Source organism: Lysinibacillus sp. ZYM-1, from assembly GCF_001308875.1.
Taxonomy (GTDB): Bacteria; Bacillota; Bacilli; order Bacillales_A; family Planococcaceae; genus Lysinibacillus.
This window is the reverse complement of the sequence record NZ_KQ465108.1, coordinates 233,700-243,571: the sequence shown is the minus strand read 5'-3', so window position 1 is coordinate 243,571 and position 9,872 is coordinate 233,700. Positions and strand designations below refer to the sequence as shown.

5 protein-coding genes are annotated in these 9,872 nt (G+C 38.2%); 1 reads left to right on the top strand and 4 read right to left on the bottom strand.

Features of this window, described 5'->3' with window-relative positions; all coding sequences use genetic code 11:
* Positions 1-151: 151 nt before the first annotated feature.
* Together AO843_RS04025 and AO843_RS04020 are read right to left on the bottom strand one after the other, a co-directional pair.
* A complete protein-coding gene (locus tag AO843_RS04025) occupies positions 152-1,450 on the bottom strand; it encodes an MFS transporter (protein WP_054609866.1) in 1,299 nt (432 codons plus the stop codon).
* A gap of 22 nt (positions 1,451-1,472) precedes the next feature.
* Positions 1,473-3,506: a CocE/NonD family hydrolase gene (locus AO843_RS04020; RefSeq protein WP_054609865.1), complete on the bottom strand. Its 2,034-nt coding sequence runs from the start codon at positions 3,504-3,506 to the stop codon at positions 1,473-1,475.
* 322 nt (positions 3,507-3,828) lie between these two features.
* Here AO843_RS04020 and AO843_RS04015 point away from each other — a divergent pair, with 322 nt between their 5' ends.
* Entirely contained in the window at positions 3,829-4,482 is a 654-nt protein-coding gene (locus AO843_RS04015) for a TetR/AcrR family transcriptional regulator (protein ID WP_054609878.1), read from the top strand.
* A gap of 86 nt (positions 4,483-4,568) precedes the next feature.
* On the opposite strand, the gene dinG is transcribed toward AO843_RS04015, so the two are convergent.
* The gene (gene dinG, locus AO843_RS04010) at positions 4,569-7,340 is read right to left on the bottom strand and encodes an ATP-dependent DNA helicase DinG (RefSeq protein WP_054609864.1); all 2,772 of its coding nucleotides are present in this window, start codon (positions 7,338-7,340) and stop codon (positions 4,569-4,571) included.
* Positions 7,341-7,567: 227 nt separating this feature from the next.
* The gene (locus AO843_RS04005; protein ID WP_054609863.1) at positions 7,568-9,736 is read right to left on the bottom strand and encodes a 5'-nucleotidase C-terminal domain-containing protein; all 2,169 of its coding nucleotides are present in this window, start codon (positions 9,734-9,736) and stop codon (positions 7,568-7,570) included.
* Positions 9,737-9,872: the final 136 nt, after the last annotated feature.

Here is a 9,872-nt window from a genome sequence, read left to right as displayed (position 1 = left end):
TTATAATGAAAGAAATGAAAGAAAAAGCGATTGTGAAAACGTAAATCCGTTCTCACAATCGCTTTTGTCATCTTGTGGACTTTTTCAGTGTCCTCGTACATACCAAAGTCATCTTTTTACCTCATAGGAAGGCATCCCTTATGAAACTAAATTAAGTAAGCGCCTGTTCCTTCGCAAGCTTTCGTTGCAAAGCAATTTCTTGGCGTTTTTCTTTCGTTACACGTTGCCAAATGACTACTGTAATGAATCCAATAATAGCTAAACCTAATAAAATACCGAAGAATACTTTATAGCCAGCTGTGCCACCCCAATAATCTAAACAAGCGCCTGCAATAATTGGCATAAAGATTTCCCCACTATAGCCCACAATCATCAGCGGCATGGAAACGGTTCCTGTTGATTCTACAGGATAATCGCCTTCTACTAAAATAGCAAAATGCATCGCTTGCAAAGCATACATAGATGTATAGATGATTCCTATAAATACTAAAAGCATAAGGATAAAAGAAGCTTTTCCTGGCAGTAAAATGAGCCCTACTAAACCTAATGCTAATAATATATAGCCGATTAACACCATATTAGACACACCAATACGATCACCTATGATCCCTGCACTAAAACTACCTATTGGACGACAATACTGAGAGAAGTAGCCTAAAGCAGCAGCAATTAATGTTGATGCTCCAAATGCGGCTGTTGCATAAGGTGTGATGTAATAATAGCTAATAATCATCGCATAAGACGTAAAAATAAGAATGGTTGCAAGCCAAGTTGTTGGCATCTTTAACACTTTCCAAAGGACTGCCCAATCAAATGATTTACTGCCTTCCTTGTCTTCACGACTTACAGTTGCTTGGTCAGGATCTTTATAAAGCATCATAATCATGAATCCTAACAAAAGACAAATCACAGAATACACCGTAATAACCGCTGAGAGAGCCATTTTATCACTCATATGTTTCGCAAAAAAAGCAAATATTCCTAAAATCACGGCAGATTGAATGATATTGGTTACGCCACGTCCGCCTTCAAAAAATCCGAAAGCTTTTCCTTGTTCATTTTCAGAACCTAAAGAACGAACTGCTTTTACTAATGCTCCCCAGAAAGTCATAATGGACGTGATTCCCCAAGCAGCATGAATCAGTAGAAGCACGGGATATGGTGGATACAATAATAAGGTAAAACCTAATAACCCTGTAGCCACTAAAGAAATGGTTAATAAATATTTCGTTTTCCAACGATCTGCACAAAATCCTCCAAAAATATAGGAAATTAAACAACAAACACCATACGCACTACCAAGTGTCCCCATTTGTGTATTCGTTAAATGAAACGCATCAAGAAAGACATCATAGTAGTAGTTTCTAAAATAAGGTAATGCGTAAATCAATGCACCTGAAACAGCTAAAATAACTAATGTAGCTGTATTCTTTTTTAACTTAGCTTCCATATGTTTACCCCTTATATGTTATTTATAAGCCATGACGTTTCATTTTTTGATCCCATTCCTTATGGAAAATCTGTTTGTCATTTTCTTTGATTGCCATTTCCCCAACAATTCGGAAATCTTCTAGATCGGATGTTTTGGTAACAGTAATATCAGCGTCAATCCACCAACCCTCACGACCAATTTTCATTTTTTGATAGATTGTATACTGAGCTGACAATGGATCAGCATTCGTTAATGTTAGTTCTCGTTTCAAATTATGTTCTACAGTGACATCAATATCGTCAAAGCGATAAATTCCCTCACCAAATACGCCTCCAACCCCATCTGTAATACATGTCCATGTATCTGTTAAAATATCATATGAAATAGAACGATCGACTCTTCCTTCTTGTAGCGTCGTCATTGGTGTTAGTGGTGCACTTTCGGGATTCATATTTGGTCCAGCTACTTGATGACCATGGAAAGTTGGCAATGCTAAGGTAGCTGTTTCAAGATTCAATGTCAATGTAGCATCTTCTGGCATCGGCCAAAACATTGGCCAAAACGTCGTTGCTAATGATAAGCGTAAACGGTGCCCTGCTTTAAATTGATGTCCGCAACAATCTAATTGAACAAATGCTTTCACTTTTTCACCAGGAGTTAACTTTTCTACACGATCATGACCATTTAAGTGTGTTAAATTCATCACGCCATAGGAAACACGTGTGACAGCTCCATTTGGTGCTACATCTGATAACTGTGCAAACAGCATCGCATGCGATTTGTCACTCATTAATTCCACTTCAAATTTCGGATAACCCACAATCTCTAGTGGATTCTCTAGCATGTCCGTTTCAAAAATCATTGCCATTCCATCATCTACTCGTTGGTCTGCTGGACTTTCTCCTAGTACGCCAGCGCCCATCCATTCTCCTGATAACAAACCATGATTTTGCGGTGTTTTTAATTGTACCTGTTCTTGTTGATCACTGCGGTGTTCTAATAATTTTCCATGCGTCAGATGATACGCCTTTGTTTTTACCTCTTCCGCTGTTGGCCATGATTCCAATCCAACCCAATATCCATGGCTAACTGGTTTTTTAACAGATGGTTCCATGCTTTCTTCTACCCAGACATTCACCATCGGTCCATCCATCACATCATTATCTATTCCTTTTAACCATTGATCCCACCATTTCACGGCTTCTTGTAAAAAGCCCATTGCTGGACCAGGGACTCCATCATGTGGATAAACATGTGCCCATGGGCCAATAATGCCTTTTCTAGGGACAGAAAGCCCTTCCATTAAACTTAAGACAGTGTTCGTATAGGAATCTTCCCAACCATCTAGCGCAAAAACTGGGATTTCTATGTCATCATAATTCTCACAAACTGAACCATGTTTCCAGTAGTCATCTCTTGTTTGATGCTCCATCCATTGTGCCATCCATAAAGGCATATTTTCTAAGCGTTCCATCCATTTTCCACGCCAGCTATCGCCAACTATGTGTGGATCAATCGGACGTAGCTGGTACGCTAACATGATGGAGCCCCACCAGAAATTATCGTTTAACAAACAACCACCCTTATAGTGAATATCATTGTTATATCGATCATCTGTAAAGCCTACTGTAATAATCGCCTTTAACGCCTTAGGTCTACGAGCCGCTACTTGCAGCGAATTAAATCCGCCCCATGATTTCCCCATCATCCCGATATTACCATCACACCAGCTTTGATTTGCAATCCATTCAATTACTTCAAGGGCATCATCCTGCTCTTGCTTTAAATATTCATCTTTTAATAAACCATCTGATTCACCTGAACCCCGCATATCTACTCGAACAACAGCATAGCCATGTCCCGCAAAATAACCGTGCATAGGCTCGTCTCTCGCTCTTGTGCCATCTGTTTTACGATAAGGAATATACTCTAAAATGGCTGGTACTTTTTGTCCTGCTTCCACTGTTGGTAGCCAAATACGGCTAGAAAGCTTTGTACCGTCTGCTAACTCAATCCATGTGTTTTCGATCGTTTCATATGTACACTCAAATTGTGTCACAATTTTTTTACTCATTGAATAAATCCTCCCCTTGTGTCTAAGTACATTACTCTTTGTTCTAACACCCACTTCATCTAATTATTCAGAATCTTGATTATTTAGTAATCATGATTATAAAATAATTGTGATTAGTATATCACCTGAAAATCCAATGTACAACTCTGAAAATGACAAAAGCAAATGCTATAATGGAAGATAGAAATTAAAATTGTTATGCTATAATAAGTTTAAATCAGCTGATAAAAGGTAAATATATACATTTAAACAATGATTTCACACTACCATTGTGCGTCGGGGGGATATCACTTTGAAGAAAAAGGAAATACAAAGGAGTCGTATGTGGAAATACTTTGTAGATGCCACAGCGGAAATTATTGAAGAAGAAGGATTGCAGAATGTCACAATTAGAAAAGTTGCCGATAAGGCCGGTTATAACAGTGCAACCATTTATAATTATTTTTCAGAAATCTCACATCTCCTATTTTTTGCATCGATGAGATGTATGCAAGACTATACCAACGAAGTTGCTCGTTACATAGAAAGAGGCAAAGATCCCATTGATAAATATTTATTGGCTTGGGAGTGTTTTTGCCAATACTCCTTCAAACAACCACAGATTTTTCATGCCGTCTTTATTATGGACTTAGGGGAAACACCAGAAAAACTATTGGAAAATTATTATAATTTTTACCCCAATGATTTAATCAATATTCCTGAAGATTTAAAGGCGATTCTGTTTCAACACAGCCTGACAAAACGGGGGCGTTCTATGTTAGAGATCGCTTTAAAAGAAGGCTACTTAACTGAGGGTAATGTGGATGCCATCAATGAAATCACACTCTTAATTTGGCAAGGTATGTTTACCAATCTGTTAAATAATCGAAAAAGCTATGATGCCCAACAAGCAACGGAAATCGCCATGAACTATATTACTGAAATTGTTCGAAATGCCAACCTTTTTGATGTGCAAAATAAAAACAAGCCTCTATAATGGGCCGATGATAGCAATATAATATTATCAAACACTTTAGAAACCTATTAAAAACCCCTTCTAGCTGATGCTAAAAGGGGTAATTTCTATTTTTTCCAATGATTCAGTTCTTTTAATAATTCGGGTAGCTGTAATTTCTTTACGTCGATTGGTGGTAGAGCTTTAATAAATTCTTTACCATAGGATTTACTAGTTATTCGACGGTCTAGGACAATAAAGGCTCCTTTATCCTGCGAGGAACGAATTAGGCGACCAAAGCCTTGCTTAAAGCGCATGATAGCCTCGGGCAACGACAACTCTGTGAAGGAATTGCGTCCTTGAGCCATAAGATGCTTAGCTCTCGCCTTAAAGACAGGCTCTTCTGGTGAAGAAAATGGTAGCCGTACAACGATAACAGAGGCAAGGGCATCTCCAGGAACATCGACACCCTCCCAAAAGCTGTTTGTTCCAAAAAGAACAGCATGGCTAAATTTTTGAAAAGATTTCAGTATGCGCATACGGCTACCTCCCGTAACACCTTGCGCAAAAAGCATATAGTCATCTAAAAGTTCACTATCTTGAATGAGCTCGACTGTTTTTCGGAGCATATCTTGTGCTGTAAAGAGCACAAAGCAACGACCCTCTGTCATTCTAACCGTCCGCGTAATCGCATGAGCAACTGCCTCAATGTACTCTTCCTGGCTGACATGTTGAATGTCTGGCATATCAGTTACAATAAACGCCTTTGCACCAGCGTAATAGGTTGGCGGTGCCTGTAGTTTCATGACCTCAACGCTATCAGAGATTCCTAACTGTCGTGTAACAAAACGCTCATTGCCTGGTACGGTTAACGTGCCTGATGTCCACACAATGCTTGCTTGCTTGCGAAGTGGTGCTAATACTTGTTCAATAATCGGTGTTACATTGGCAGGCTTCTTAAAGACATGTAAACTACCAGGAACACTTCGTACATCAAATTCTAGCCAAACCGAATTTCCGTCCTGAGCTGACAAGAAAATTTCTTCCCATTCTGCAATTTTTATTTTCATTTCTCGAATCCAATAATGCCATTCTGATAGAACATAAACATCATTCTTATCTAGTTGCTCAATGTTATTTTCAAATCCTTTGGCAGCCTCAGTTGCAAGATCAAGCCATTGCTGTGTCAGCTTACTTACTTGTAAAAACGGTTCCTTGGCAAGAGTTACATCCTCTAAAAACAAGGTGCATTTACTACTAGCTTGCTTGCCTTTCTTTTGTTGTTGCAGATTTTGGACAGCTCTTTGAATGGTCTCATCAAATGTTCGCTGTAATCGTATAAATTGAGCATCCAGTCGCTGTAAGCTTTGCATAGATACACGTTGTTTTTTCTTCGCTGCCTCACAAAAAAGTTGATAAAGCGCTGTGTCCTCCATTGTACCAATTTGCCCGAAAATATATTTCCATTGTGTATAAGAGAAGACAATCTCATCCTGTTGCATAGCAGCCTGAATAAATTGATGTGCTTCATCAATTATCCAACCATCTATTTGTGTAAATATCGGCGTCTGACGAACCAAATCGCTTAAAACCATGGCATGATTCGTCACAATACAGTCAGCAAATGCACTATTCTTTAAAGCTTGCTCATAAAAATCAAAGCTTTTAGAAGGTTTGTCATTTGGTATTTTGCGAATTTTCTCTAAAAACAGTTGTCCGCCACCTGACACATTCAGCTCACTTAACACACCCGTCTCTGTTTTTGTCAGCCAAACAAGGATCTGTAAAATAGTAAATGTATCATCATAGGATTCGTCAGCATATGCCATACATTGCTCAAAACGTTCTAGATCAATATAATGCTGCATCCCCTTGAGCACACACAAATTCACTTTTGTCCCTAGAATTTTTTCAATCTTAGGAAGCTCCTCCTCTACAAGCTGTTCTTGTAAATACGATGTATAGGTGCTGATCGCAATTTTTTTATGGACAGTACGAGCATACACGATTGCCGGCAGTAAATAACCAGCCGTTTTCCCAATACCCGTAGAAGCTTCAATGACGCATTCTTTTTGTTCATGTAATGCTTGCCAAATCGTATCCATCATCTTAAATTGTGCAGGACGCTCTTCAAAATTTGGCAGTGCCTTTGTCATTAAAGAAGTCTTGTCAGTTACTGTTTGCGGGTAGTCAATTGTCTCTGACGCATTGTCGTGTTTATTCCGACCATTACAAATTGCAAAATTTCGATAATAGTGTACATTTTCATTGCCTGTCACATGCTGACGTTTTATTTGAAGTGCCTCGAAAAAAAGCTGAGAAATATTCGACTTTAAGCGAAATGAACGTTTATGCATTTGTTCTAACGTTAGTTGAGGAAGGCTTAACAGCTCCTTCCAACAGCATATGAACAGCTCTGCGGTAGCACGAGCATCGTCGTCCGCTCGATGAGCATTGGCCAGCTCTATATTTAAATCTGCCGCTAAGTCTCCTAACTTAAAGCCGAGTGACGTAGGAAACAATATTTTAGCAAGCTCTACAGTATCCATTTTTTTACCGTGCCACTTTGGAAGACCTGCACGTTTAAACTCCGCTTGTAAAAAGGATAAGTCAAAATCGGCATTATGGGCTACAAACACACAATCCGCAAGTAGCTCATATATGTAATCCGCATGTTCCTCAAAAGGTAATGAATCCTTTACATCCTCATTCGTGATATGCGTTAAATCTTGAATGAAAGATGGGATGGCTTTCCCTGGATTAATAAATTTCGTATAGGTACGCTCAATTTCCCAATCCTTCATAATAACTATCGCAATTTGAATCATCCGGTCCCCATTTGCTGGTGAATGACCCGTTGTCTCCAAATCCACAATTGCATATTTTTGACTTTCCATCATACATCTCAACTCACAGTTCACATTAGATAAGAAGAATTTTATCATATATTTGGCTCTGCGGCATCCTTTCTCCCCTGTATACTCTGTTAATATTGAAACACTTTCATTACGTACAAAATAAAAAAACCGCAACCTCAGGGAAATCCTGAAGATTGCGGAAATAGCGTAGTGGCATTATTTCTTCTTGAATAAGTTTATGCCGTTTTCAAGCTATTCTTTCGTAGGTATTATTGCTTTTTTGCAACATCAACAATTCGACCTTCTGTTGCTGTTTTCACTTCTTTTAATGATAGTAATTGCTCTTGTAGGTTTTCCCAATCAGATAAACCTAAATCTGTTACACGACCTTCTTCATATGCTTTAGCAAACATATCGAAGCCATCTCCACCTTTAGCAGTGAAGGCATTTGTTGCCACTGTATATGTTTTACTATCTTCTAAAGCAACATATTTGCCAGTTGCTTTATCTAAATATTCGATAGATACAAGACGTGAGCCTGCTTCTTTTGATGAATCATATTGTAATTTTGCTCCACCAATGTGTAGGAAACCACCATTTTCTTTAGGAGCATTTTTCAAGGATACTTCAAATGCTGCTTTTAATTCAGCTCCTGTTGCATCCATTAAAGCTAATGTGTTACCAAATGGTAATACTGAAATCACTTGTCCTACTGTAATATTGCCAGCTGGAATTGCTGCACGAATTCCACCGCCGTTTTGTAATGCCATGACAACTGTTTTATCAGTATACTTTTGTGCTTTTGCCAGCATACCATCTGTAATAATATTACCTAGCGCAGTTTCATTGCTTCGTACACTGTCTAAGCTACTTTCAGTTGCACGTGGATTTGCTAATTCTTCAGTAATTTTCACACCGATTTCCTTGTTATTGACTTCATCGATTTTTGCTTTAAATGGCTCTAGTAATTTCACTAATGCAGCATCTTCAGCTACTTTACCAAGGTCGATTAATTCGCCACCGTACTCAGTTACAACACCATTTCCATCAAAAGTCACATCAAGTGTGCCTAAATATTTTACATACTCATTAGCTTGTACAATTAACGTTGCATCTTTTGCTTCGCCTACTGTGTTTGTTTTAACAACAAATGGCTCATCTAATTTTGTATGGTCATGACCACCAACGATAACATCGATGCCTGGTACGTTTTTCGCTAGTAAAATATCATTATCCACTTTCGGATTATCATTGTAACCGATATGTGTTAAAGCGATAATTTTATTAACACCCATTCCTTCAAAAGCAGCTACAGCTTTTTTCGCTTCTTCAATATAGTTAGTAAATGTTACTTTACCTGGAGAAGCAATATCCAATGTTTCTTCCGTCGTTAAGCCGAAGATACCTACTTTTTCTCCATCAATTTCTTTTACAATACCCGAGTAGATTTTACCATTTTCAGGTTCACTTGAAATCAAATCTGTAAATAAACCTGTAAATTTAGCATCTGCTGAGAAATCTGTATTGGCATCAACAAATGGGAATTTAGCACCTTTAACAAAATCTGCTAGTGCTTGATGTCCTTCAGGTGATGAACCCAAATCAAATTCATGGTTACCAAATACCATAGCATCAAAGCCAATTTCATTTAATAACGCTAAATCTGCTTGACCTTGGAATTCGTTGAAGTATAATGTACCGCTAAATGCATCCCCAGCATGTAATGTTAGAACATTTTTCTTCGTTTCACGTTGCTCTTTTACAGCTGTTGCTAGTTTCGGTAATTCATTTGCACGAGCATGTGTATCATTAACATGTAGAACTGATAATGTAAATGCATCTTCCGGTTTTTCAGTTTCCGGTTTTTCTGGTTTTTCTGGTTCAGGCGTTTCTGTTTCTGGTGTCTCTGTGTTTGATTTTGTTAGAGCTTCTGCAATCAATGTTGCTAGTTGTCCACGAGTTACGTTTTCACTAGCTCCATGATTATTAGCACTTTCTAACTCTGGTAAAGTAGGAATAGATGACAAGATTTTTGCCAAATCACCATGTGTAATCGTTTGGTTTGGACGGAATGTGTTGTCTCCATAGCCTGAAATAACGTTTAATCCTACTAGCGCTGCGATTGGGCCGTAATATGGATTATCTGCTTTAATATCCTTAAAGTTTGGATTCTCAACTTCTTTTGTGTCTAGCTTTAATGCGCCTGCAATCATTTTTGCAGCTTGTCCACGTGTGACATTTGTATCAGGTTTGAATGTACCATCTGGGTAACCACTAATAATACCTGCCGCATAAAGTGTAGATATGCCCTCATAATCTGCATGACTTTCTTTTACATCTGAAAAAGGACTTGCTGCTGATACTGGTGCTACCGCTACCGCTGTGACAGCCAGTGCTGCTGCAGTAGCTGTTAAAAATTTGTTACGTTTATTTTCCATTACAAATGATACCTCCACTAGTAAAATGATGTACTAACAACTAAATTCTACATAAATATCTCACAAAATACTAGAACATTTGTAAAATTATAATTTTGTAAACTAGTTTAATAGTTAGTAAAATCAAAATTTTACC